Origin of the sequence: Methylobacterium oxalidis, from assembly GCF_007992195.1 — a bacterium.
Classification (GTDB): domain Bacteria; phylum Pseudomonadota; class Alphaproteobacteria; order Rhizobiales; family Beijerinckiaceae; genus Methylobacterium; species Methylobacterium oxalidis.
This window is the reverse complement of the sequence record NZ_BJZU01000061.1, coordinates 28,320-50,629: the sequence shown is the minus strand read 5'-3', so window position 1 is coordinate 50,629 and position 22,310 is coordinate 28,320. Positions and strand designations below refer to the sequence as shown.

20 protein-coding genes are annotated in these 22,310 nt (G+C 71.5%); 6 read left to right on the top strand and 14 right to left on the bottom strand.

All coding sequences use genetic code 11. The features are described from left to right. Positions 1-109: 109 nt before the first annotated feature. The 5 genes from MOX02_RS15250 to MOX02_RS15230 form a co-directional block, all read right to left on the bottom strand. Complete coding sequence (locus MOX02_RS15250; RefSeq protein WP_147026642.1) at positions 110-394, bottom strand: acylphosphatase; 285 nt, start codon at positions 392-394, stop codon at positions 110-112. Positions 395-846: 452 nt separating this feature from the next. After that, a complete protein-coding gene (locus MOX02_RS15245) occupies positions 847-1,275 on the bottom strand; it encodes a gamma-glutamylcyclotransferase family protein (protein ID WP_147026641.1) in 429 nt (142 codons plus the stop codon). Positions 1,276-1,289: 14 nt separating this feature from the next. Next, the gene (locus tag MOX02_RS15240; protein WP_147026640.1) at positions 1,290-3,293 is read right to left on the bottom strand and encodes an acetyl-CoA carboxylase biotin carboxylase subunit; all 2,004 of its coding nucleotides are present in this window, start codon (positions 3,291-3,293) and stop codon (positions 1,290-1,292) included. A gap of 153 nt (positions 3,294-3,446) precedes the next feature. Continuing rightward, a complete protein-coding gene (locus tag MOX02_RS15235) occupies positions 3,447-4,802 on the bottom strand; it encodes a GGDEF domain-containing protein (RefSeq protein ID WP_147026639.1) in 1,356 nt (451 codons plus the stop codon). Between the two features lie 174 nt (positions 4,803-4,976). Further along, positions 4,977-5,411 carry a hypothetical protein gene (locus MOX02_RS15230; protein WP_147026638.1) on the bottom strand — a complete coding sequence of 145 codons (435 nt, stop codon included), beginning with the start codon at positions 5,409-5,411 and terminating at the stop codon, positions 4,977-4,979. A 268-nt stretch (positions 5,412-5,679) separates the two neighbouring features. Here MOX02_RS15230 and MOX02_RS15225 point away from each other — a divergent pair, with 268 nt between their 5' ends. Continuing rightward, positions 5,680-6,609, top strand: a complete 930-nt coding sequence (locus MOX02_RS15225) for a histone deacetylase family protein (protein ID WP_147026637.1) — start codon at positions 5,680-5,682, stop codon at positions 6,607-6,609. Between the two features lie 4 nt (positions 6,610-6,613). On the opposite strand, the gene ribB is transcribed toward MOX02_RS15225, so the two are convergent. Both ribB and aroC read right to left on the bottom strand, forming a co-directional pair. After that, a complete protein-coding gene (gene ribB, locus MOX02_RS15220; RefSeq protein ID WP_147026636.1) occupies positions 6,614-7,690 on the bottom strand; it encodes a 3,4-dihydroxy-2-butanone-4-phosphate synthase in 1,077 nt (358 codons plus the stop codon). Between the two features lie 27 nt (positions 7,691-7,717). Next, positions 7,718-8,833, bottom strand: a complete 1,116-nt coding sequence (gene aroC, locus MOX02_RS15215; RefSeq protein ID WP_147026635.1) for a chorismate synthase — start codon at positions 8,831-8,833, stop codon at positions 7,718-7,720. A gap of 188 nt (positions 8,834-9,021) precedes the next feature. Here aroC and MOX02_RS15210 point away from each other — a divergent pair, with 188 nt between their 5' ends. Beyond that, complete coding sequence (locus MOX02_RS15210) at positions 9,022-9,933, top strand: EamA family transporter (protein ID WP_147026634.1); 912 nt, start codon at positions 9,022-9,024, stop codon at positions 9,931-9,933. On the opposite strand, the gene MOX02_RS15205 is transcribed toward MOX02_RS15210, so the two are convergent. Then, positions 9,896-10,495 carry a DUF3578 domain-containing protein gene (locus MOX02_RS15205; RefSeq protein ID WP_147026633.1) on the bottom strand — a complete coding sequence of 200 codons (600 nt, stop codon included), beginning with the start codon at positions 10,493-10,495 and terminating at the stop codon, positions 9,896-9,898. The genes MOX02_RS15210 and MOX02_RS15205 overlap by 38 nt on opposite strands. 160 nt (positions 10,496-10,655) lie before the next feature. Next, the gene (locus tag MOX02_RS15200) at positions 10,656-11,789 is read right to left on the bottom strand and encodes an anhydro-N-acetylmuramic acid kinase (RefSeq protein ID WP_147026632.1); all 1,134 of its coding nucleotides are present in this window, start codon (positions 11,787-11,789) and stop codon (positions 10,656-10,658) included. A gap of 145 nt (positions 11,790-11,934) precedes the next feature. Between MOX02_RS15200 and tyrS the strand changes: the two genes are divergently transcribed. Continuing rightward, positions 11,935-13,224 (top strand): tyrosine--tRNA ligase, encoded by a 1,290-nt coding sequence (tyrS, locus tag MOX02_RS15195; RefSeq protein ID WP_147026631.1) that lies wholly within the window; start codon positions 11,935-11,937, stop codon positions 13,222-13,224. A 7-nt stretch (positions 13,225-13,231) separates the two neighbouring features. Here tyrS and MOX02_RS15190 read toward each other — a convergent pair whose 3' ends face one another. Further along, positions 13,232-16,684, bottom strand: a complete 3,453-nt coding sequence (locus MOX02_RS15190) for a YhdP family protein (protein WP_147026630.1) — start codon at positions 16,682-16,684, stop codon at positions 13,232-13,234. 137 nt (positions 16,685-16,821) lie between these two features. Here MOX02_RS15190 and MOX02_RS15185 point away from each other — a divergent pair, with 137 nt between their 5' ends. Continuing rightward, positions 16,822-17,289 (top strand): peroxiredoxin, encoded by a 468-nt coding sequence (locus MOX02_RS15185; protein ID WP_147026629.1) that lies wholly within the window; start codon positions 16,822-16,824, stop codon positions 17,287-17,289. A 102-nt stretch (positions 17,290-17,391) separates the two neighbouring features. Continuing rightward, entirely contained in the window at positions 17,392-18,534 is a 1,143-nt protein-coding gene (locus MOX02_RS15180) for a M23 family metallopeptidase (protein ID WP_147026628.1), read from the top strand. Positions 18,535-18,538: 4 nt separating this feature from the next. On the opposite strand, the gene prfB is transcribed toward MOX02_RS15180, so the two are convergent. Next, positions 18,539-19,667 (bottom strand): peptide chain release factor 2 gene (prfB, locus tag MOX02_RS15175; RefSeq protein WP_147026627.1). Its coding sequence is split into 2 segments (ribosomal slippage): positions 18,539-19,597 and positions 19,599-19,667, totalling 1,128 coding nucleotides; the frame shifts between segments, so codons are not numbered across the junction. A 156-nt stretch (positions 19,668-19,823) separates the two neighbouring features. Here prfB and MOX02_RS15170 point away from each other — a divergent pair. After that, positions 19,824-20,183 (top strand): DUF3140 domain-containing protein, encoded by a 360-nt coding sequence (locus tag MOX02_RS15170; protein WP_147026626.1) that lies wholly within the window; start codon positions 19,824-19,826, stop codon positions 20,181-20,183. A gap of 13 nt (positions 20,184-20,196) precedes the next feature. Here the strand turns inward: MOX02_RS15170 and MOX02_RS15165 are convergent, their stop codons facing one another. The 3 genes from MOX02_RS15165 to MOX02_RS15155 form a co-directional block, all read right to left on the bottom strand. After that, the gene (locus MOX02_RS15165) at positions 20,197-20,544 is read right to left on the bottom strand and encodes a hypothetical protein (RefSeq protein ID WP_238179453.1); all 348 of its coding nucleotides are present in this window, start codon (positions 20,542-20,544) and stop codon (positions 20,197-20,199) included. Positions 20,545-20,635: 91 nt separating this feature from the next. Then, positions 20,636-20,848, bottom strand: coding sequence for a hypothetical protein (locus MOX02_RS15160; RefSeq protein WP_147026625.1), 213 nt, complete (start codon positions 20,846-20,848; stop codon positions 20,636-20,638). Between the two features lie 162 nt (positions 20,849-21,010). Beyond that, positions 21,011-22,228 (bottom strand): LL-diaminopimelate aminotransferase, encoded by a 1,218-nt coding sequence (locus MOX02_RS15155; protein ID WP_147026675.1) that lies wholly within the window; start codon positions 22,226-22,228, stop codon positions 21,011-21,013. Positions 22,229-22,310 lie beyond the last annotated feature (82 nt).

Here is a 22,310-nt window from a genome sequence, read left to right as displayed (position 1 = left end):
GGCGTGGGCGTGCGTGTCGGAGCGGATCTGGGACCGCGCCCGATCGAGCGGGATGGGCCTCGGCTCTAGCCCGCCGGACCGCTTCCTGTCGAGGGGCGCGATCCGGCGCTCAGCCCGCGCGGACCTCGAAGCCCGCGAAGGTCTCCGTTCCCGTACGCTCGGTCACCGCGACGTCGTCGACACGCGCGCCGCGCGGGCCGGCCTCGCAGGCCCTCAGCATCGCGCCGACCGCCTCGGCCGGTCCCGAGAAGGTGGCGGCGACGGACCCGTCGTCGCGGTTGCGGACGTGGCCCGTCAGCCCGTGCAGCTGCGCCTGATGCTGCGTCCAGGCGCGGAAACCGACCCCTTGCACGCGGCCGCTGATCACGACGTCGACGGTTCTGGTCTCGCTCAAGCGCTGCTCCCGGGTTTCGCCGGCCGCCTCTCCGCCCGCGCCGGCAGCCGGGCGGGCCGATCACGGCGCCGGCTCCGCGGCGCCGGGCCGTCAGGTAGCACGCGGGCGGGACGATGAGAACGCCGCGGCAAGCGTGGCCGGGACGGCAGGTACCTCCTCGGTCGATCGATGCCTTGCCATGCCGACGTCGATCTCGCAGCTTGGTCGAACGTCGTCGCGACGTCCGTGTGGCAATACTCGGCGTCGACGCGCCGACCGCCCGGGCGGAGCCGGAGGGTCCGTCGTGACTCTCGAGGAGCTGGAAGGGAGCACCGGCCCCATCTTCCCCGCGGGGCGCCAGCTGAGCGTCGGACTGCAGAACGTACTCGACCGGCGCTACTTCACCCGCGCCGCCTTGGAGGACACCGGCGGCACCTACGCGGCCCCGCCGTCCGCGCGAGCGGGCGGCGCCCTCAGGCCGGGCCGCGCAGCCAGCCCCGCATCTCCCTCAGGTAGGCGGCCGGCAGCTGCGCCGCCTCGCCGGCCTGCAGCACGGCATCGAGGTAGCCCGGCCGCGGCATGCCGGGCGCCGTGCTGCGGCCGAGATAGATCAGCGCCCGCTTCACGCCCTCGCGCGTGGTCACGGGCAGCGCGGCCTTGGAGTAGAGGCCCGAGGCGACGCCCTCGTAGCGGTCGAGGGCCGGGATGTCGGCGAGCGCCAGGTCCCAAAGCACGCCCCAGACGGTGCGGGCAGGGTCGCGCACCACCGAGGCGTAGCCCTCCCGCATCACGATGAAGCGGTGCCGGTTGAGCCGCCCCTGCCCCACCAGCCGCGAGGCCGGGCAGCGCAGCGCCATCGCGGCGGCGTCCATGTTGGCGCCGTAGGCGAAGTAGAGCGGCAAGGACTGCCCGAGCCTCAGGCGAACTCCAGGATCACGGCGTCGACCGCGAGGCTGTCACCCTCCTTGGCGTGGATCTTGGAGACGGTCGCGTCGCGCTCGGCGCGCAGCACGTTCTCCATCTTCATCGCCTCGACGATGGCGAGCGGCTCGCCGTTCTTCACCTCCTGGCCGTCCTTGACGAGGATCTGCTTCACGAGGCCCGGCATCGGGCAGAGCACCTGCTTGCCCGAGCCCGACTGCTCCTTCACGGGCATCAGCGCGGCGAGCTCGGCCTCGCGCTTGGTGAAGACGCGGGCCTCGGCCGCCGCGCCCGCGTGCTGGAGCGCGACGCCGTTGAGGAGGCTGCGCACCTGGATCGCGACCCGCTGCCCGCCGATCGTGCCCTGCCAGACCGGCTCGCCCGGCCGCCAGGTGCTCGCGACGGTGAGCGGCGTGCCGTCGGCCTCGGTCACGACGAGGTCGGCGCCGTCCGAATCGACCGTGACCGGGTAGGCCTCGCCCGCCAGGATCACGACGCGGTCGCGCTCGAAGTGGAGGAGGCCCGGATCGCGCATCTGGCCCGAGATGCCGCGCTTGCGCTGGTTGAGCTTGTGATCGATGGCGGCCGCGGCCGCGGCCATCCGGCGGGCGATCTCGCCGCGTGGATCGGGCGCGCTGAAACCCTCGGGGAACTCCTCGGCGATGAAGCCCGTGGAGAGCCGTCCTTCGCGCCAGCGGGGATGGGCCATCAGGGCGGCCAGGAACGGGATGTTGTGGCGGATGCCGTCGATCGCGAAGGCGTCGAGAGCCTCGGCCTGCGCCTCGATCGCCTCGGCGCGGGTCGGGGCCCAGGTCACGAGCTTGGCGATCATCGGATCATAGTGGATCGCGATCTCGCCGCCCTCCTCGACGCCGGTGTCGTTTCGAACGATCGCGCTGCCCCGGCGGCCCTCCTCCGGCGGCTGGTAGGTGGTGAGTCGGCCGATCGAGGGCAGGAAGTTACGGGTCGGATCCTCGGCGTAGACGCGGCTCTCGACCGCCCAGCCGTCCAGCTTCACCTCCGCCTGGGTGAGGGGCAGCTTCTCGCCGGCGGCGACGCGGATCATCAGCTCCACGAGATCGAGCCCGGTGATCATCTCGGTGACCGGGTGCTCCACCTGCAGGCGGGTGTTCATCTCCAGGAAGTAGAAGGACTTGTCCTGGCCCGCCACGAACTCGACGGTGCCGGCCGAGTCGTAGTTCACGGCCCGCGCCAGGGCGACGGCCTGCTCGCCCATCCGGCGGCGGGTCTCCTCGTCGAGAAGCGGCGACGGAGCTTCCTCGATCACCTTCTGGTTGCGGCGCTGGATGGAGCACTCACGCTCACCCAGGTAGACGACGTTGCCGTGCTTGTCGCCGATCACCTGGATCTCGATGTGGCGCGGATCGGTGATGAACTTCTCCACGAACACCCGGTCGTCGCCGAACGACGAGGCGGCCTCGGACTTCGCGCGGGCGAAGCCCTCGGCGACCTCTGCCGCCGAGTGGGCGATGCGCATGCCCTTGCCACCGCCGCCCGCCGACGCCTTGATCATCACGGGATAGCCGATCTCGTCGGCGATCGTCACGGCGTGCTCGGGCGAGTCGATGACGCCGAGGAAGCCCGGCACGGTCGAGACCTTCGCGGCGGAGGCCGCCTTCTTGGACTCGATCTTGTCGCCCATCGCGGCGATCGCGCCCGGGTTCGGGCCGATGAAGACGATGCCGGCCTCGGCCAGCGCCTTCGGGAACGCCTCGCGCTCCGAGAGGAAGCCGTAGCCCGGATGCACCGCCTGCGCGCCCGTCTTCCGGCAGGCGTCGATGATCCTGTCGATCAGCAGGTACGACTGGGCGGCGGGCGCCGGGCCGATATGCACGGCCTCGTCGGCCATCGCGACGTGCACGGCGTCCCGATCCGCGTCAGAATAGACCGCGACGGTCTTGATCCCCAGACGGCGCGCCGTCTTGATGATGCGGCAGGCGATCTCGCCGCGGTTCGCGATCAGAATTTTATCGAACATCGAATACCGTATTCAATTCGAAGGAACTCGGCGGCGAAACCGGCGCTCAAGCTTCGCCCCCGTTAAAGCACTTGCGCGCGTTCTGGAAGGCGACCTTCGTCGGGCAGGCGCGGTTTCCCGCGCCGCCGGCCGCGCCCGCCCGCGATCCCCGGTTCAGGCGGCCCGGTTCCGGCCGGCCCAGTCGGGCGCCGGCGGTGCGGCCGGAGCCGCCACCACGCGGTCGCGGCCGAGCGCCTTGGCCTCGTAGAGCGCCGCGTCGGACCGCTGCAGCAGCGCCTCCGGGCCGCGGAGCTCGAACAGGGCGGGAGCGATGGCGGTCCCGACGCTCACCGTGACGCAGAGTCCCTCGGAGAGCCCGGGATGGGGATGCGCCAGCGCCGCGACGGCGGCGCGAATCCGTTCCGCCGCGGCCGCGAGCGTACTCGGGCTGGCGGCCGGCACCAGCACGACAAATTCCTCTCCGCCGTACCGGGCGGCGAGCGACGGGTCCGGGATCGCGGCCTCGATGGCCCTCGCCACCGCGACGAGGCAGCGGTCGCCCGCGGCGTGGCCGGCGCTGTCGTTGAAGCGCTTGAAATGGTCGACGTCGATCAGGATAGCGCCGATCGTGCCCGCTCGGGCCGCCTGAGCCGCCCAGTTCTGCGCGAGGCGCACCTCGAAGGCGCGGCGGTTCGGCAGACCGGTGAGTCCGTCCGTGTCGGCGAGGACGGCGAGCCGTGCGTTCGCGGCTGTGAGGGCGTCGGCCTGGATCCGGTTGCGGGTGCTCAGGACGAAGGCGTGCTCGAGAACGGTGTTCATGGCCTGCCGGGCCGGAATGAGACAGCCGATCACGAAGCCGAAGAAGATGGTCGCGATGATCGGGACCTTGGCCTCGACCGCCGGGTTGATCAGGCCGAAGGCGAGGAAGAGGGCCAGGATGACGGCGGAGCCGGCGATCGTCCAGACGCGGTCGATCGGGAACACGACGACCGCCGTCGATGTGGCGAACGCGCCGGCCAGGAGGTATCGCTCATGGATCGCTCCGGCGCCCGCGGTGCCGAGGATTCCCGCCACGAGCATCATGGTGGCCACCGTGATCGGCAGTGTCACGCCCTCGATCCAGGCAGCCCGGGGCCGCGACCAGATCCAGGCCAGAGCGGCGTAGCATCCGGGGATCATGACGGCGCGCGTCACGAGGGAGACGGGGAGCAGCGCCGGTTCCATGATGTAGTCGAGCGAGCATGTGACGATGCTGAAGACCGACACCCAGAGCAGCCAGAAGCGGATCGTCCGGCTGCGATGCCGCCAGCTCGCCGCCCGGTAGATCGCGCGCAGGCGGCCCGTCAGCCTGATGTCGCGGACCCGGCCGGCCAGGACCCGGTCGATCTCCGCGAGGAGGCTCTCGCGCTCCGTCGCATCCAGGCCGTCGATGATCGCGTATCGCGAGGCCGCGCCGGACTCGACGCCCGGTCCTCCGATCGCTCCTCGCGCCGCCGCCCCCGCGCCCATCCGATCTCGCCCGGTGCTCACCGAGACTCATTATCGGTTCGGTCCGGCGGAATTCCGTTACGATGCGCGGCCCGACACCCCTGCATTCCCGCGCGGCGTCTCGTTTTTCTGCTCAAGCTTCGGCGGGTTCGAGGTCGCCGAGCGCAGAATTTGGCTTCTGCTGCTGGGCGCGGATGGCGGGCCTCCCGAGCCCGTTCAGGCGGCGAGCAGCGTTCCGGGCACCTCGTCCGGCGAGGTCCGGCCGTTGGCGGCGAGCGCGAAGGCGATCAGGGTCTCGTCGGCCGACTGCGCCTCGCGAACGACCTCGACCGCGATGCGGGCGCCCGTCGCCGTCGGTCCCGTTCCGGCGCCGATCGAGGCCGCGAGCCAGCGCGCCGTCTCGGCGTTCACGTAGCCGGTCGGCCGCTCGCCCCAGACCGCGAGATCGACCACGCAGGCCACGAGGAAGTCGGCGAAGGCGGCGTTCGGCTGCGCGACCGCGCGGTCGAGGGCGATCAGCAGGTCGGCCTCGTCGCGCGTGACGAGGCCGTCCGGCAGGAGTTCGCCACTCAAGGTGGCGAGGTCGGCGGCAGTGATGCGGCCCGCAGCGACGATACGGTTACAGAAATCCTGCAGCGAAGCGTTGCTCATTTCTTGATGCTCCCCCGGCTTTTGCTTGTGCCGGTCTGTGTTCCTGTCTGAAATCGACTATGCGGGAGAGGATCCACTTCGCGGTTAACGGCAAAATCTGAACTGACGTTCAGGTTAAAGCGTGCTCACGAAGCAGCCTTTCGGGATTCTTGCCGCCGAGGCTTCGACATAGCCGGGACGGCGGGTTCCGTGGCACAGTCCGGGCGCGCCCCGCGCAGGCGCGTCGCGAGCGGTCCGCGCAGACGGGGCCGCCGCCGGGAGGACCCGCGTGAGCACCCTTTTCATGAGCCACCCCGCGGCCCTCGACCACGCGATCCCGGAGGGGCACCCCGAGCGGCCGGACCGGATCCGCGCCATCGAGCGGGCGCTGGAGGACGAGCGCTTCGCCGGCCTCGTGCGCGGCCTCGCCCCGAGGGCGGAGCCGGAGGTCGCGACCCTCGTGCACCCGGCGGCCTACGTCGAGGCGATCGTCGCGGCCTCGCCCGCGGAGGGCTACGTGCAGATCGACGCCGACACGCTGATGTCCCCGGGCACGCTCGAGGCGGCCCTGCGCGCGGTCGGCGGCGCGGTGCACGCGGTCGACGCGGTGATGGGCGGCGAGTGCGCCAATGCCTTCGTGGCGATGCGGCCGCCGGGCCACCACGCCGAGCGCGCCACCGCCATGGGCTTCTGCCTGTTCAACCACGCGGCGATCGCGGCGCGTCACGCCCAGAGGGCTCACGGCGCCGAGCGCGTCGCCATCGTCGACTGGGACGTGCATCACGGCAACGGCAGCCAGGACATCTTCTGGGACGACGGCAGCGTCCTCTACGCCTCGACGCACCAGATGCCGCTCTTCCCCGGCAGCGGCGCCGCCTCGGAGCGCGGCACCAAGGGCACGATCGTCAATGTTCCGCTCCGCCCGAACGACGACGGCGCGGTGTTCCGGGAGGCGTTCGAGGCCGGCATCCTGCCGAGGCTGGAGGCGTTCCGGCCGGATCTCGTCGTGATCTCGGCGGGTTTCGACGCCCACCGCCTCGACCCGCTCGCGAACCTGCGCCTCGACGACGCCGATTTCGGCTGGGCGACCCGCAAGCTGATGGACCTCGCCGACCGCCACGCCGGCGGCCGGATCGTCTCGGTGCTGGAGGGCGGCTACAGCCTGGAGGGCCTGGCGCGCTCCGCTGCCGCCCACGTGGACGCGCTGCTCGGGCGGTGAGCCCTCAGGTCTCCAGCGGCTCCTCGCCCAGCATCTCGATCCCGAAGCCCGACAGGCCGACATAGGACCGGGACGAGGAGGACAAGTTGCGGATCGAGACCACGCCGAGGTCGCGCAGGATCTGCGCACCGAGGCCCACCTCGCGCCACTGGCGCACCCGCTGCGCCTCCGTCCCCTCCTCCGCGAAGCGCGAGAGCGGCACCCCGGCCGTGCCGTCGCGCAGGTAGACCAGGACGCCGCGGCCCTCGCGGGCGAAGCGGCGCATGACGCAGTCGATCTGCTTGCCCCCCTCGATCACGTCGGCCACCACATTCGAGCGGTGGAGCCGCACCAGTACGTCGTGCCCGTCGCCGATCCGCCCGTGCACGAAGGCGAACTGCTGGATCGTCTCGAAAGGCGTCGTGTAGGCGTAGCCCGTCATCTCGCCGTGCTCGGTGCGGACTGGGAAGTGTCCGACCCGCTCCACCAGCTTGTCGCGGGCCTGCCGGTAGGCGATCAGGTCGGCCACCGAGACCCGCTTCAGGCCGTGGCGGTCGGCGAAGTCCTCGATCTGCGGGCCCTTCATCACGGTGCCGTCGTCGTTGGCGAGCTCGCAGATCACGCCGACCGGCGGGAGCCCGGCGAGGCGGCAGAGATCCACCGCGGCCTCGGTATGGCCGGAGCGCATCAGCACGCCGCCGTCCTTCGCGATCAGCGGGAAGACGTGGCCGGGCCGCACGAAGTCGGCCGCGCCCATGTTGCCGTTGGCGAGCGCCCGCACGGTATTGCAGCGCTGCTCGGCCGAGATGCCGGTGGTGAGCCCGTGCTTGACGTCGACGGTGACCGTGAAGGCGGTGCCGAGCGGCGCGTCGTTCGAGGCCACCATCGGGTCGAGGCGCAGCCGGCGCGCTTCGCCGAGCGTGATCGGCGCGCAGACGATGCCGCAGGTGTTGCGGATGATGAAGGCCATCTTCTCCGGCGTGCAGAGGGAGGCCGCGACGACGAGGTCGCCCTCGTTCTCGCGGTCGTCGTCGTCGGTGACGACCACGATCTCGCCGCGGCTGAACGCCTCGAGGGCTTCGGTGACGCTGGTATGGGACACGGGGGGTGACTCTTCTTCGGTTCGGGCCTACCGGCGGGCGTCGGGCTCGACGCCGATCTGACCCCGGTGGCGCAGATAGTGGTCGGCGAGCACGCAGGCCATCATCGCCTCGGCCACGGGCACGGCGCGGATGCCGACGCAGGGGTCGTGGCGCCCCTTGGTGACGAGGTCGACCTCGCGGTTGTCCCGGGTCACCGAGCGGCGGGGCGTCAGGATCGAGGAGGTGGGCTTCACGGCGAAGCGGCAGACGATCGGCTGGCCCGACGAGATGCCGCCGAGGATGCCGCCCGCGTGGTTGGCCAGGAAGGCGGGGCGGCCGTCGTTCGAGGCGCGCATCTCGTCGGCGTTCTCCTCGCCGCGGAGGGAGGCCGCCGCGAAGCCGTCGCCGATCTCGACGCCCTTGACGGCGTTGATCGACATCATGGCGGCGGCGAGATCCGCGTCGAGCTTGCCGTAGACCGGCGCGCCGAGGCCCGCGGGCACGCCCTCGGCCACGACCTCGATCACCGCGCCGACCGACGAGCCGTCCTTGCGGATGCCGTCGAGGTAGGTCTCGTAGAAGGCGGCGGCCCGGGCGTCCGGGCAGAAGAAGGGGTTGCGGGCGACCTCCTCCCAGTCCCAGTTCGCGCGGTCGATCCCGTGCGGGCCCATCTGGACGAGGGCGGCGCGGATCGCGACGCCGGCCGGCAGGACCTTGCGGGCGACGGCACCCGCTGCGACCCGCGCCGCGGTCTCGCGCGCCGAGGAGCGCCCGCCGCCGCGATAGTCGCGGATGCCGTACTTGGCGTCGTAGGTGTAGTCGGCGTGGCCCGGCCGGTAGCTGTCGCGGATCTCGGAATAGTCCTTCGAGCGCTGGTCCGTGTTCTCGATCATCAGCGCGATCGGCGTGCCGGTGGTGAGCTGGCGTCCGCCGGTGCGGTCGTCCGCGAAGACGCCGGACAGGATCCGCACCTGATCCGGCTCCCGCCGCTGCGTGGTGAAGCGCGACTGGCCGGGCTTGCGCCGGTCGAGCTCGGCCTGGATCTCGTCGGCCTCGAGCGGCAGGCCGGGCGGGCAGCCATCGACCACGCAGCCGAGGGCGACCCCGTGGCTCTCGCCGAAGGTGGTGACGCGGAAGAGGTGGCCGAACGTGTTGTGGGACATCGCCCGCCCGCTCTAGCGCGGGATCGCGCGGCCCACAAATCCGATCCGCGCCGGGCACCGAAAGCGTATTGCCCGTGCGGCCGGACACGCCCCGGCGCTTTTCCGCGCAACCGTACCTCGACGGCGGCCGCCGGCTCGGGTTCAGGTCCGCCACCGCGCGCCGGAGGCGGCGGCGCGGGAGGGAACCGATGACGCTGCGGGATGTTCTGACGGCCCTCCTCGTCGTCACGCTGCTCGGCGTCAACTTCGTGGCGATCAAGGTGGGGCTCGAGACCCTGCCGCCCCTGCTGCTCACCGCCCTGCGCTTCCTGCTCGCGGCGCTGCCGGGGGTGCTCCTCGTGCGACCGCCGAAGGCGTCGCTCGGCACGGTGGTGGGGTTCGGGTTCTCCCTCGGCGTCGTGCAGTTCGGGCTGCTCTTCCTCGCGATCGCCCTCGGCATGCCCGCCGGCCTGTCCTCGCTCCTGATCCAGATGCAGGTCTTCTTCACGATCGGCCTCGCCTTCGTGGTGTTCGGCGAGCGGCCGGGCGCGCTGCAGATGGCCGGCGGTCTCGTGGCCGCGCTCGGCGTCGCGGTGATCGGCGTGTGGAAGGCGCAGCACGCGCTCCTGACCCCGCTCCTCCTCGTGCTCGGGGCGGCGCTCGCCTGGGCCTGCGCCAACATCATCGTGAAGCGGGCCGGCCGCATCGACATGCTGGCCCTGATGGTCTGGGGCAGCCTCGCGGCGACGCCCCCGCTTCTCGGTCTGTCGCTGCTCGTGGAGGGGCCCGCCGCGATCGCCGAGGGCCTGCGCCGCGCCGACGCCCGCACACTCGCGGCGGTCCTGTTCATCGCCTACCCGACGACGATCCTCGCCTTCGCCCTGTGGAACCGGCTGCTCAGCCGCTACCCGGCCGCCACCGTCACCCCGTTCGCGCTGCTGGTGCCGGTCGTGGGCATCTCCAGCACCAGCGCCCTGCTCGGCGAGCCGTTCGGGCCCGTCGAAGCCGGGGGCGCCGCGCTGATCCTGATCGGCATCGCGCTCAGCGTCTTCGGGGGGCGCAGGCGGGCCGCGCCGCCCGGCTTCATCCCGGCACGGCCGCGAGACCGCCGCGCGCCCTGAGGGCGCGATAGGCCGAGAGGCCCGCGGCCAGATCCTCCGTCAGCCGGCGCTCGTCACCGAGATCGTCCAGCCCGTACGTCAGGCCGAGGATGTGGGCGGCCTCGTAGCCGCCGGGCAAGTCGCCCTCGGTGCCGAGGCGGATCGCCCGCTCCGGCAGGCGCTCCGCGAAGTCGGAGAGCGCGGCGCGCAGGCCATGGCCCGAGGCGCGCAGGGAGGCCTGCGCGCCGGGCCCGTGCTCGCGAATCGCCGCGACCGTGCCCTGGGCGAGGGAGAGGTGCACCGCCTCGCGGTCGGCGGGGAAGAGGTAGACGAGGTAGTAGCCCCGCGTCGCGCTCGTGGTGACGCCGGGGTCGAACACGGCGATCCAGGGCACGGCGGCCCAGCGGGAGCCGCGCCCGGCGCTGCCCTTCACGAGGAGGCCCGCCTGCGGTCCGAGGAGGCGCCGCAACTCGTCCGGCGCGCCGCGGCGGATGACCCAGCCGAGGGGATGGTTCGCCGGCGGTTCGAGCCGGGCGAGCGGGTACTCCTCGGCGATCCGCCGCAGGGCATGACCGAGGCTCACGGTCCGGACTGCGCGGCGATCAGGCCGGCCCCTCGTCGGACGCCGGGACCTCGGACGTGGCGTGATCGCGCCGATGCATGGTCGTCACGGGCCGCCGGCTCCAGACGGGAGATCGTCCGGGCAGGACGGCGAGTCGGATCTGAGATATTTCGGCGCCGGATCACGGCTGCGCCAGCACGCCCCCGCTGATCGGCTGCCTAACGCCCGTGGTCGACGGGAAGGTGATCGGCAGGCCCTTCAGCGAGCGCACGGCGAGGTGCGCGAACGCCTGCGCCTCCAGGTAGGCCGAGGACCAGCCGATCGCGTCGGCGGTCGTGATCTCGGAACGCAGGTGGTAGTGGAGCAGGCGCACCAATTCGCCGTTGCGGGCGCCCCCACCGGCGACGATCCAGCGGGTCGGGATCTCGGGGGCGTGATCGAGGGCGCGGGCGACCGCGCGGGCCGTGAAGGCGGTCAGGGTCGCCGCGCCGTCCTCCGTCGAGAGCTGGCCCGCGAGCTTGTGCGAGAACCAGTTCCGGTCGAGCGACTTCGGCGGCCTGCGCACGAAGAACGGGTGCATCAGGAGCCAGGCGAGGAGCGACTCGTCCGGCCGGCCCCGGGCCGCGGTACGGCCGCCGTCGTCGAGGTTCTTGTTCTCACGCTCCTGCATCCACTCGTCGATGAGGGCGTTTCCGGGCCCCGTGTCGAAGGCGACGATGCTGCCCTTCGAGTCGATCAGAGTCGCGTTGGCGACGCCGCCGATGTTGAGGATGCCGAACGGCCCGTCGAAGCCCGAGGCCTCGGCGAGGGCCTTGTGGAAGATCGGCACGAGCGGCGCCCCCTGCCCGCCCGCCTCGATGTCGGCCCGGCGCAGGTCGGAGACGACGGGGATGCCGAGCCGCCGCGCGAGCGCGGTCCCGTCGCCGATCTGGATGCTGATCCGGTGGTCGGGCCGGTGGATCACGGTCTGGCCGTGGAAGCCGATCACGTCGATGTCGCCGGCCGAGAGGCCGTTCTCGGCGAGGAAGTGCTCCACCGCCTCGGCATGGGCCTTCGTGACGAAGGCTTCCGCCTCCGGCAGGCGGCCGGGCCGGTCGTCGGGCGCCACCACGCTCTCGGCGTCCTTGGTGGCGGCGCGCAGCAGCGCCTTCTCCTCGTCGGAATAGCCGCGGTAGCCGGTCGGCCCGAGCGGCTCCAGGAAGTTGTTGTGGCCCTTGACGACGTGGACGCGCTCCCCGTCCGTCTCGATGAGCGCGATGTCGACGCCGTCGAGGGAGGTGCCGCTCATCAGCCCGATCGCGCGCATCATCGCCATTGCGTTCCGCCCCCGTGCCTTTCCCCCGCCGCCCTGCTAAGAGCGCGGCCATCCGTGCCGAAGCGCAGGAGCTAGCACGCGGGGCGCGATCCTGTCCCGCCCGGGCCGGCTCCCGCCCGGCGCCCCGCGAGACCGAACCGCCGCCATGACGTCCCCGACCCCGAACGCCTCCGAGAGCTTCAGCCCACGATCCGACTTCCTGCGGATCCTGACGGAGCGCGGCTACATCCACCAGGGCTCGGACCTCGCCGGGATCGACGCGTCGGCGCTGGAGGGGCGCCTCACGACCTATGTGGGCTACGACTGCACGGCGGCCTCGCTCCACGTCGGCCACCTCCTCTCGATCATGATGCTGCACTGGCTGCAGGCCACCGGCGGCAAGCCGATCGCGCTGATGGGCGGCGGCACGACGCGGGTCGGCGACCCATCCGGCCGCGACGAGGCCCGCAAGATCCTGACGCTGGAGCAGATCGAGGAGAACAAGGAGGGCATCAAGAAGACCTTCGCGCGCTTCCTCCGGTTCGGCGAGGGGGGCAACGGCGCCCTGATGGTCGACAACGCCGAGTGGCTGACGAAGCTCAACTACATCGAGATGCTGCGCGACATCGGCCGGCACTTCTCGGTCAACCGCATGATGTCGATGGACAGCGTGCGGATGCGGCTGGAGCGCGACCAGGAGCTCTCGTTCCTGGAATTCAACTACATGATCCTCCAGTCCTACGACTTCGTGGAGCTGAACCGCCGCTACGGCTGCATCCTGCAGATGGGCGGCTCGGACCAGTGGGGCAACATCGTCAACGGCATCGATCTCGGCCGCCGCCTCGGCACGCCGCAGCTCTACGGGCTGACCTGCCCGCTGCTGACGACCGCGTCCGGCGCCAAGATGGGCAAGACCGCGGCGGGCGCCGTCTGGCTCGATGCGGGCTTCCTCAGCCCCTACGATTACTGGCAGTTCTGGCGCAACACCGAGGACGCGGACGTCACCCGCTTCCTCAAGCTCTTCACCCTTCTGCCGATGGACGAGATCGCGCGGCTCTCCGCGCTCGCCGGCGCCGAGATCAATGAGGCCAAGAAGGTTCTGGCCACCGAGGCGACCGCGCTGATGCACGGGCGCGACGCGGCCGAGGCCGCCGCCGAGACGGCGCGCAAGACCTTCGTGGAGGGCACGCTCGCGGCCGATCTGCCGACCGTCACCGTCCCTCGGGATCTCCTCGCGGCCGGGCTCGGCGTCCTCACCGCCTTCGGGCCGGAGCACGCGCGGCTCGTCCCCTCGACGAGCGAGGCGCGGCGCCAGATCAAGAACGGCGGCCTGCGGGTGAACGACGTGGCGGTGAGCGACGAGCGCGCCGTGCTGCGGGACAGCGACCTCACGGCGGACGGCGTGATCAAGCTCTCCTTCGGCCGGAAGAAGCACGTCCTGCTGCGCGCGGAGTGATCCGCGGCTAGCGCTCCATCGGCGCGGCCTGCACGCCGTCGGCGAAGGCGTCCGAGCCGCCGCCGGCGCTGAACAGCTTGCGCAGGAAGCCCGGCGCCACCGCCGAGAGGGGGTTCACGCTCACGTCCGGCGCGCCGAGCTTGCCGGCGACGCGGAAGTTGACGGCGAACAGGCCCTCGTTGTGGCCGCCCGCGAGGAGGGGCCCGAACAGGGGCACCTGCGCCACCACGTTGTTGAGCCCGTAGAGTGGCACGAAGGTGCCGTTGATGTCCGTGCGCTCGCGACCCGTGTCCAGATAGCCGCTGAGCGTGAAGCCCATCGCCGCGTTCGAGATCGCGGCGTCCGCGAAGTCGACGCGGCTGCCGGTGCGCACGAAGTTCGCGCGCATCCGGTCGAAGGTGACGTCGCTCGCCTGACCCTGGACCACGCGGCGGCGCCCGCGGGCGTCCGTGACCTCGCTGCTGGCGGGGCCCTGGGCCATGATGCTCGACAGGGCGGGCTCGTTGCGCAGGGCGAAGTTGCGGATGTTCACCGCGCCGGTCTGCGGTCCGTCGTTCATCGAGACGTTGAGGAGCAGCCGGCCGCCGTACATGCGCTTGTAAATGTCGACGAAGCGCAACGTCGCGCCGGCATCGGCCGAGTCGACGTTGAGGACCGGAGCGCCGCGGTCGCCGCGGGCGATGCTCGCCGTGAAGGGGGCGGAACGGAAGCGGCCCTGGAAGCTCGCCTGCCGGACCTCCCGCCCCCGCATCGAGAGCTTGAGGCTCGCGCCCGTCAGCGCCTCCTCGTTGAAGCCGGTCAGGATGTTGAGGGCGAGATCGGCCTCGATCTCCTTCGGGTTCGCGTCCTTCGGACCCTTGCTGTCGGGCCCGGTGAGCGAGCGAAGGAAGGGCCGCGCGTCGGCGACAGCGCCCTTGACGCCGAGCCGGTACCCCGCGCCGCTGCGCTCGAGGGTGACGCGCATCTCGTCGCCGGGCGAGAGTTTGAGGCTGGAGAACTCCGCCCGGTCGATGCCGCCGTCCGCCCCGAGGCTTGCGCCGCCGCGAGCGGAGGCGGCCCCCGCGTCGAGGACGATGTCGCGCAGTTCCGTCGCGTTCCCGGGCCCGCCGTCGATCAGGGTGAAGGAGAGACGGCCCGGCTTGCCGGCGGGCTTCACGAAACCCGGCACCAGCCCGTCGATGCCGGCGCGGCCGAGATCCGCCTCGACCCGAACCGGGGCCTTGCCCGGACCGGGCCGACCGACCGGCACCACGGCACGCACCGCGATCGGCCCCGTGAGCTGGGGCGCGCCGGGCATCCCCTTGCGCACGCGCAGGGCCTCGTCGAGGGTCAGGCCCACGAGCGCCTCGCCGGGTGCGCCGGCCTTCGGCTGGCGCAGGTCGACCGTGATGGGCGAGCCGCCGATCCGCCCGTCGCCCTTCAGCGAGAAGCCGCCGCGGTCGTAGCTCACGGCGAACTTGCCGCTCTCAAGCCGCTCCTTGCCGAACACCTTGTCGACGCTGAGGTCGGTCAGGGCGCCGCTCAGGGTCACCGGCAGGTCGACGAGGTCGGGCAGGTGCTTGAGGTTGAGCGGGAAGTCGATGCGCAGGTCCGCGTTGCCGCGCACTGTCGCCGGATCGAGATCGGTGTTGGCGAGGCTGCGGAACATCTTGGTCTGCAGCAGGGCCGCCAGCGCGTCGGCGCCGCCGCCGAGATGGAGGCCGATCTGCGCCACGACCTTCTCGGGCGTGATCTCGGGGATCACGAAGCTGCCCTCGGTGATGGCGAGGCTGCGTCCGTCCGCCATGCGGATGTCGGCGGTGACCCCGCGGATCGTGGTGGTGCGGCCGGTGATCACGCCGGAGACCCGGCCGCGGGTGAGGGGCGGGGCGTCGGCCGAGACGTTCAGCGTCGCGTCCGAGACGCCGAAGGTGATGCGCACGGCGTTGTCGGGCATGGGGTCGCCCTTGGTGGCCGCCGCGAGCTCGGCGCCCGTCATGTCGACCGCGATGTCGACGCTGTCGACGCGTCCCCCGCGCAGCTCGTCGGCGAGGTAGTTGCGGGTCGGCGGCGCGATGTGCTCCGGCCAGAGGCGGAGCGCGGTGCGCACGTCGGTGTTCGTGGCGGCGACGTGCAGCGTCAGTCCGTCATCGTCGCCCGCCGTACCGATCGTGCCGGTGATGCGGCCGCCGAAGGTGTCGCCGCCCATGGTGAGATCGTCGATCGAGATGCCGCCGCTCCGTCCCGAGAGGCGGGCGTCGAGCGTCGCGATCCGCACCGGCTTGTCGGCGGCGCCCGCCCCCCGCAGCACCGCGTCGCGGCCGGTGAGCGTCGCCGTCCAGGCGGTGTCGGCGCCGGCCGGGCTCTCGGTCCAGGCGCCGGTGAGGCGCACCGCGTTGCCGGCGCCCGCGTAGTCGAGAGCGTCGAGCTTCAGGGCCCGGTTCGCCTCGTCCCAGCTCGCGCTGGCCTGCAGGCTCTCGATCGTGACCGGGTTGAAGTCCTTTTCCTCGATCAGGAAATTGCCGTCGCTCGTGCGCAGCGTCGCCTTCATCGCCTCGATGCGGCCGCCGTCGAGCGCGACGTCGGCCTTGGCCGAGAGCTTCAGGTCGGTGGTGATCGGCAGGCGCGACTGGCCCGAGAGGAGCAGGAGGTCCGTCACCGGCAGGTCGTCGAGAGTGATGATGCCCGTGCGTTTCGTGCCGCCCGCCTCGCGCAAATTGCCGCCGAAGCGCCACTCGCCGTGCGGCCCGTCGATGCGCAGTTCGAAGATGCGCGCGTCCTGGCTGGCGTCGCGGCCGAACAGGCCGTTCACCCGCTCGAACACCGCCCGCTCGCGGGCATCGTCGTCCACGAGGGTGAGCCGGGCATTGGTGATGCGAGCACGGTCGAGGGCGCCGACGACGCCCGCCGAGTCGAGCACTACGCCGAAGATCGAGGCGACGGCGGCCGAGAGCGGCGACACCGTGCCGCGGGCCGGATCGACGCTCGGCAGCGTGTGCGGTTTGGCCTCCCCGGGGTGCGCGGGCTCGGAGGCCGCGAAGGCGATGGAGCCGTCCCGGTGCACGAGGGCTGTCATCTGCAGGTCGCGGAACTCGATCGAGCGCGGCTGCACGGCGAGCCGCATCAGGCTCCAGGTGTCGAGGCTGACGACCGCGAGCGGCGCCCGCACCACGAGCGCGCCCTGCGGATTGCGGATGTCGAGCCCGGCGACGCGGAGCGCTAGCGACCGCTCGCTGTCGAGCTCCAGCGCGGAGTCGCGCAGGCTGATCTTCCAGCCAGGGCCGATCCGGTCGGCGATCGCCGAGGCGACCTGGGCGGAGAGGCCGTCGATCCGCAGCGGCCCGTAGGTCAGGCGGAGGACGGCGACGCCGATACCGAGGCCGAGCAGGAAGACGAGGGAGAGCGCGGTGAGGAGGCACACGCCGCCCCAGCCACGGGCCGGCGGCTTCGATCGAAGTCCCTGGGCCGTATCCTCAACCATTCCTACCTTGACCGCTGGATCGGTTTGCCCGCTCGGCCTAGAGATCGAGGGACATCCGTGTTTCGTGGCCGCCTCGTCGGCGTCTCGCGGATGGCGTTCCTCACCGGACACCCATAATCGGCCGAAAGGAAGGCATGATGGCGCTCGAGACCGGCGATCCCGCCCCCGATTTCGCTTTGCCCGGCGCGGGCGGCGAGACAATCCGGCTCGCCGACCTGAAGGGTCACAAGGTCGTGCTCTACTTCTACCCGAAGGACGACACGAGTGGGTGCACCCTGGAGGCGCAGGGCTTCAACGCGCTCCTCGACGCCTTCGCCGCCGCCAACGCGAAAGTGATCGGGGTCTCGCCGGACTCGGTGAAGAGTCACGACAAGTTCCGGGCGAAGTACGGCCTCACCTTCCCGCTCGCTTCGGACGAGGCCAAGACGATGCTCGAAGCCTACGGCGTCTGGGTCGAGAAGAGCATGTACGGCCGCAAATACATGGGCGTCGAGCGCACCACGGTGCTCGTCGACCGCGAGGGCCGCATCGGCCGGATCTGGACGAAGGTGAAGGTGCCGGGGCATGCCGACGAGGTCCTGCAGGCGGCCCGCGACCTGGCCTGATGGGATTGCCGGAGGGAGGAACTAGGTTCTTCCTCCCAGGCATTGTCGCTCCGTTAACCTTGACCCTGGCTTAATGCCGGCTCGCCTCACGGGTCGGTCCTGATGCCACTCACCACGCGGGCCGCGCCCTCGAATTCGCTCCGCGCCGTCTGGTTCGGCCTCGTGGTCACGACGCTCTGGGCGGCGGGCGCCACCTACGTGCTCGTCTTCCACGACGAGGTGCTGGCCCGATTCGTGGCGCGCCAGGCCGCCATGCAGGCGGCCTACGAGGCGCGCATCGCCGAGCTTCAGACGAGCCTCGATCGCACCAACACTCAGCGCGCCGTCGACCGCGACGGCCTCGAGAGCCGCCTCTCGGCCCTGGCGGAGCGGCAGGCCGGCCTGGAGCGGCGGCAGGCGGCGATCGCCGACCTCACGGGCGAGGCACCACCGAACGCCACCGATTCGATCGCCACGGGATCCCTGCCGGAGCCTCCGCCGGCCGCGCTCGAACTGCGCGGCGCAGAAGGGGCGCTCGGCCGGCGCTCCGCCCGCGATCTCGGGACCCGGCTCGCTGGCCTCGAGCGCGACCTCGACCGGTTCGGCGAGGCACAGTCGCGCGGCCTCGGCCGCCTTGCCGCCCGCGCCGGGCGCGGCGCCGAGCGGCTGCGCGGCCTCGTCGCGCGCACCGGCCTCGATCCGCACCGCTTCGACCGGCCGGCGCCGGGGCTCGGAGGCCCGCTCGTGCCGGTGAGCGGCGACCCCTTCGCGCTCGCCCTCGCTCAGGCGCAGCGGGCGCGCGGCGACGAGGCGCGCCTGCGCCGGATCGCGGCCGACCTGCCGCTGCGGCGGCCGATCCTCGGGGAGTTCAGCCTGTCGAGCGGCTTCGGCACGCGGCTCGACCCGTTCACGCGCGGGCTCGCCCTCCACACCGGTCTCGACCTCAAGGCGGAGTTCGGGGAGCCGGCGCGCGCCACGGCGCCCGGGCGCGTCACCGCCGCGGAGACGGCGGGCGGCTACGGCAACATGGTCGAGATCGACCACGGGCACGGCCTCGTCACCCGCTACGCGCACCTGGCGCGGCTTTCCGTGACGCCGGGCCAGTGGGTCCGAGCGGGCGACGTCGTGGGGCGGGTCGGCTCGACCGGCCGCTCCACGGGCAGCCACCTGCATTACGAGACCCGGATCGACGGGGAGCCCGTCGATCCGCAGCGCTTCCTGAGGGTCGGCGCCGATCTCGACGCCTGGCAGTTCAACGCGCCCTGAGGCGTCAGTCGATGTCGTCGACCGCCTCGGCGCCGCCGTAGACGCGCTGGGCGAGCGACGCCTCCATGAACGGGTCGAGATCGCCGTCGAGCACGTCGTCCGGGCTCGTGGACTGGGTGCCCGTGCGCAGGTCCTTCACCAGCTGGTAGGGCTGCAGCACGTAGGAGCGGATCTGGTGACCCCAGCCGATATCCGTCTTGGCGGCTGCCTCGGCGTTGGCCTTCTCCTCCCGCTTCTTCAGCTCGGCCTCGTACAGGCGGGCGCGCAGCATGTTCCAGGCCGTGGCCCGGTTCTTGTGCTGCGAGCGCTCCTGCTGGCAGGCCACGACGATGCCAGTCGGGATGTGCGTGATGCGCACCGCCGAATCGGTCGTGTTGACGTGCTGGCCCCCGGCGCCGGACGAGCGGTAGGTGTCGATCCGGCAGTCCGATTCCTTGATCTCGATCTCGATCCGGTCATCGATGACCGGGTAGACCCAGACGCTGGCGAAGCTCGTGTGGCGGCGCGCGCTCGAATCGTAGGGCGAGATCCGCACGAGCCGGTGCACGCCGGATTCGGTCTTGAGCCAGCCGTAGGCGTTGTGGCCCTTGATGAGGAGGGTGGCGCCCTTGATGCCGGCCTCCTCGCCTTCGGACCACTCCACGATGTCGACCTTGTACTTCCGGCGCTCGGCCCAGCGGGCGTACATGCGCTGGAGCATGTTGGCCCAGTCCTGGCTCTCCGTGCCGCCGGCGCCCGAATGCACCTCGAGGTAGGTGTCGAACCCGTCGGCCTCGCCGGAGAGCAGGCTTTCGATCTGGCGGCGCGCGGCCTCGGCCTCGACGGCCCGCACGGCCCGCTCGCCCTCCTCGATCGTGCCCTGGTCGTCCTCGGCCTCGCCGAGCTCGATCAGGGTGTGGGCGTCGTCGAGGTCCTGTTCCAGCCGCTTGATGGCGGAGACCGCCTCGTCGAGCTGGGTGCGGTCGCGCATCACCTTCTGCGCGGCCTCGGCGTCGTTCCAGAGTTCCGGGTCCTCCGACGCGGCGTTCAGCTCCGCGAGGCGTTTCTCGACAGTATCCCAGTCAAAGATGCCTCCTCAGCAGTCCGATCGACTGCTTGGCGGCATCCGAGGCTTGCTCGATCTCGGCGCGCATCTGGCGGGTTTCACTCGTGTGGCGAAGTCGGAGGGGCCTGATACCGGCCCGGCGATCCCCTGTAAACGCCGCCTCCCCTGCGACGCCCCGTCCGCGAAACCGCCGCGTGCTCAGGCGTTGGTACCCAACGTTGCAACCTGCGGGAGCATGCGCGCGATGGCGAAGACGGAGACCGACGACGCGAGGGCAGACGACGCCAAGACCTGGGATGCGTTCAACGAGGCCGTCAACATGACGCCGGCGGCGCTGCGCAAGCACCTCGATTCGGAGGCGAGCCAAGCCGTCGGCCAGAAGACCGACGGCGGCGAGTCCACCGGGCACCGGGAGGGACGGCGCATCCTGGAGATCAAGGACAGGAAGAAGGCCGACCTGACCGAGGACGACTACGCCCACATGCGCAAAGTGGTCTCCTACGTGCACCGCCACCTCGCCCAGGGCGGCAGGGCGCGGCAGGACCCGGATTCACCCTGGCGGATGTCGCTGATGAACTGGGGTCACGATCCTATGAAGGATTGAGCCGGCCGGAGCCTCAGCGGGCGACCACCGGCGGCACCGGGGCAGGCACCAGCACGAACACGCGCGGCCGGTGGCGGCGCCCCAGCGTCGTCTCCGTGTCGCTGTCGTAGTAGTAGGCGTTGCCGGTGAGGCCGAAGCCGCCGCCGTTCATCACATGCGGCACCGGCACCGCCGGCACGGCGAGCAGGTCCTGCCGGTAGGGCGGGGCCACCGGCCTGCCGGAATCCGGATCGACCTGCAGCACGGTCGGCCCCTCCCCACCCATGTAGTAGGACGGGACGCCCTGCGCCGAGGCGCCCTGCGGGGCGGCCAGGCAGAGGCCGAGAAGGCTCGCGGCGATGGCGGGTCGGATGTGGCTCACGCGGGGATCTCCGTCGCGGGCGCGGGGCCCGGCTCCCGGGAAGGGCCGGGCGAACCTATGCCCGTCCGCCTTTCCTGTCCGTTTCGGTCCCTCAGCCCTTCGAGCGCAGCACGACCTGCGGCTCGCGGGCGACGGGGGTGCACTTCGTGTCGAAGGCGTTGAGCACGAGGGGCCGGGAGTCGCAGACGTAGCCGACCTCCGGCCCCGGCGCCGGAACCGGATCGCGGGCGATGATCGGGTTCGGCGCACAGGCACCGGCGGCACCGGTGAGCAGGAGGGCGGCGAGCAGGTTCAGGCGGCGCATGCAACCCTCGGAACGCGGGTGTCGAAACAGTCCCGCCGAGCCTTGCGGTCAAGGCCCTCGCCTGACAAGCGCCGATGACCGCACGGTTCCGCTTTGCCGCCGCCTGTCGCCCCGCCGCAACAACGCGCGGCGGGGGTTCGTCCGCGATCCGCGGCGCCCGGATCAGACGGCCTTGGCCATCGGCACGACGTTGTGGAGCGTGCGGTCCGCCGTCTCGAGGAAGCGGCGGACGTTGCGGGCGGCCTGGCGGATGCGCTGCTCGTTCTCGACGAGGGCGATGCGCACGAACTCGTCCCCGTGCTCGCCGAAGCCGATGCCCGGCGCCACAGCGGTATCGGCCTTCTCCACGAGGAGCTTGGAGAACTCCAGGCTGCCGAGATGCTTGAAGCGGTCGGGGATCGGCACCCAGGCGAACATCGAGGCGGAGGGCGCCGGGATCTGCCAGCCGGCCTTGCCGAACGAATCGACCATGACGTCGCGGCGCTTCTTGTAGATCGCACGCATCTCCGCGATGCAGGCGTCCGGCCCGTTGATGGCCGCGGTCGCCGCCACCTGGATCGGCGTGAAGGCGCCGTAATCGAGGTAGGACTTCACGCGGGTCAGCGCCGCGAGCAGGCGCTCGTTGCCGACCGCGAAGCCCATCCGCCAGCCCGCCATCGAGTATGTCTTCGAGAGCGAGGTGAATTCCACGGTGCAGTCCATCGCGCCCGGCACCTGCAGCACGGAGGGCGGGGGCTCGCCGTCGAAGTAGACCTCGGCGTAGGCGAGGTCCGACAGGATGATGATCTCGTGGCGCTTCGCGAAGGCGACGAGGTCCTTGTAGAAATCCAGCGAGGCGACGTAGGCGGTCGGGTTCGAGGGGTAGCAGACGACGAGAGCCACCGGCTTCGGGATCGAGTGCTGCATCGCCTTCTCGACCGCGGGGAAGAAGGCGGGCGTCGGCTCGGCCGGCACGGAGCGGATCACGCCGCCCGCCATCAGGAAGCCGAAGGCGTGGATCGGGTAGCTCGGGTTCGGCACCAGCACCACGTCGCCCGGCGCCGTGATGGCCTGCGCCATGTTGGCGAAACCCTCCTTGGAGCCGAGGGTGGCGACGACCTGCGTGTCCGGGTTCAGGCTCACGCCGAAGCGGCGCTGGTAGTATCCGGCCTGGGCCCGGCGCAGCCCCGCGATGCCCTTCGAGGCGGAGTAGCGATCGGTGCGCGGGCGGCCCGCCGTCTCGACGAGCTTGGCGATGACGTGGCGCGGCGCGTCGAGGTCCGGGTTGCCCATGCCGAGATCGACGATGTCGGCGCCGTTGGCGCGGGCGGCGGCCTTGATCCGGTTCACCTGCTCGAAGACGTAGGGCGGCAGTCTCTTGATGCGGTGGAAATCGGTCATGGTCTTGGCGTTGTCCATCGGCGCGGGTCCCGTGATTCGCGCGTGCGGGTCATCGAATAGCGGGATCGGCCTGTCTACCATC